At 66.1% G+C, this 2,611-nt stretch carries 2 protein-coding genes; both read left to right on the forward strand.

The window, feature by feature from the left end; genetic code table 11:
- Window positions 1-918: DUF1524 domain-containing protein (locus OXK16_07845; protein MDE0375856.1), on the forward strand; the 918-nt coding region annotated here is incomplete at its 5' end.
- Window positions 919-1,292: 374 nt separating this feature from the next.
- Window positions 1,293-2,611, forward strand: a 1,319-nt coding sequence (gene rho, locus OXK16_07850; protein ID MDE0375857.1) for a transcription termination factor Rho, incomplete at its 3' end; no start/stop codon positions are given.

Genomic DNA, 2,611 nt, shown 5'->3' on the forward strand with positions numbered 1-2,611 from the left:
GCTACTGCTGAGGTCGTGGAGGTGGTTGTTGAGGAGGCTTCTCCCACTACTACTACTGAAGCCATGGGGGAGGCGGCTGCCGACACGGGACCGTTACGCCTTGCCGCCGACGTGCTGGCTGAACTGCGGGTAGCGCCCGAACAGCGTTCAGGCTACGACCGCGAGCACTTCTCTCACTGGAACGACTTGGACGGCGACGGATGCGATACCCGCCGGGAGGTGCTCATCCGCGACTCGCGGGTTCAATCGACACTCGATCCGGACCGCACCTGCTGGGTCGTCTCGGGCCTCTGGTACTCGCACTACGACGGGGAGTGGGTGGAAGGCCCGTCATCGCTGGACATCGATCATCTGGTTCCGCTGGCGGAAGCCTGGGATTCGGGCGCGCACAGTTGGGAGCCGGGTCGGCGGGAGGAGTTCGCCAACGACGAGGGTGCGCTGCTGGCCGTGACCGCCCGGTCCAACCGGGCGAAAGGCGCCTCCGACCCGGCAAGGTGGATGCCTCCGAACGAGGACTTCACATGCCCGTACGCGGCCGCTTGGATAGCTGTCAAGGCGAGGTGGGACCTGACCATGGATCACGAGGAATCGGATTTCCTGCAACGGTTGCTGGCCGGGAAGTGCTCAGGCTCCACCCTCCATATCCGGACTCCCGTGCTGGCTTTCCCGGTCTTGGACACGCCGACCCTCGATACGCCGACCCTCGATACGCCGACCCTCGATACGCCGACCCTGGATACTCCGGGGGGCGGGACCGAGGTCCCGTCCGATCCGGGCGATACCAAGAATTGTTCCGATTTCTCGACGCAGGTCCAAGCCCAGGAATGGTTCGATACCTTTTTCCCCCACTACGGGGATGTGGCCCGGCTGGACCGGGACGGGGACGGGGTGGTCTGCGAGAGCCTGCCCGCCGGTTAGCCGGAGCCGGCATCCGGCTTCCGGCGTCTCGTCTCCTGGTCCCCGCCACGGCCCACTGGCTCCTGACTCGCCGCACCATCCCCGTGTGTTAACATCCGGGTACCGCCCGCCTAGTTGCCGGGCGACCATATCCCGCCACAGGAGCATTTGTACCTGTTCCGGTGTTCCCGCCTAGGGCCGTGGCGGTCTCCCGAGATTTGCGGCCGGGGCCGTAGAGGCCTCGCCGGTCGATCCAGATCCAGAGTCTTTCCGGTCCGGTTAAAGGACCGGCGAGTACCGGTGCGGAGATCCCGAGCGGTCCACCCGGAGTTGGAATTGTCGGCATTGAGGCGCCCCCGACCTTGGTCGGGCGAGCACTTTACGGAGGAACCAGAATGGCCACCCGATCAGAGCTACAGACTAAGAACATCAAGGATCTGCGCACCATCGCCTCGGCGGTCGGCGTAGAAGTCGATGGCCTCCAGAAGGCGAAGCTCATCGACGCGATCATGGGAGCGGACGGCTTTGAGGTGGCTGACGAGGCGCCACAGGTCGAACTGCCTGATGCGACCGTCCGTGACAGCCGCGTGGAGGAGAACGGAAGCGCCGCATCCGGGTCCGAGGCCCAGGGTGGTGAGTCCGGCTCGCCGTCGGGCCGGGATCGTTCCGGGCGGCGGGGTGCTGGTGGGGGCGCACCGCGCGGTCGCGGTCAACGTGGGCCGCAGAAGGGCGGCCCGAGCGGAAGGCGCGGTCGAGGGCGAGGGCCCGCCGATCGGTCTGGCTCGAGCGGTCCGGCCGAGGTCCGTGAGGGGGCTCTGGACATCCTTCCCGAGGGGTACGGGTTCCTCCGGTGTTCGGGATACCTTCCGAGCGAGCAGGACGTATACGTTTCAGCCGGACAGATCCGCAAGTTCGCCCTCCGCAAGGGCGATGTGCTGAGCGGCCCGGTACGGGCGCCGCGAAGCCAGGAAAAGTTCCCGGCTCTCGCCCGGATCGAGAAGAGCAACGGAATGTCGCCGCAGGAGGCACGCGCGCGTCCGAAGTTCGCCAATCTCACCCCGCTCTTCCCCGATGTCAGGCTACGGCTGGAGGTGCCCGGGGGATCCCGGAGCACGCTCACCCGCATCATCGATCTGATCGCTCCGATCGGTAAGGGCCAGCGGGGCCTGGTCGTCTCGCCACCGAAGGCGGGTAAGACCACCGTCCTGAAGGAGATAGCACAGGCGATCTCGGCCAACAACCCCGAGTGCTACCTCATGGTGGTGCTGGTCGACGAGCGGCCCGAAGAGGTCACGGACATGCAACGCTCCGTGAAGGGCGAGGTCATCTACTCGACGTTCGACCGGCCCGCCGAGGAGCACACCCAGGTTTCGGAACTGGCCATAGAGCGGGCCAAGCGGATGGTGGAGATGGGCACCGACGTGGTGATCCTGCTGGACTCCATCACGCGGCTCGCCCGGGCGCACAACCTGGCTACGCCGGCTTCCGGGCGCATTCTCTCGGGCGGGGTCGATTCCACCGCCCTCTACCCACCCAAGCGGTTCTTCGGAGCAGCCCGCAACATCGAAGAGGGTGGAAGCCTCACCATCATCGGAACGGCTCTTGTGGAGACCGGTTCGAAGATGGACGAGGTGATCTTCGAGGAGTTCAAGGGGACCGGCAACATGGAGCTACGCCTCGACCGTAGACTGGCCGACCGGCGGGTCTACCCGGC

It is taken from the genome of bacterium (assembly GCA_028821235.1).
Lineage (GTDB): Bacteria > Actinomycetota > Acidimicrobiia > Spongiisociales > Spongiisociaceae > Spongiisocius.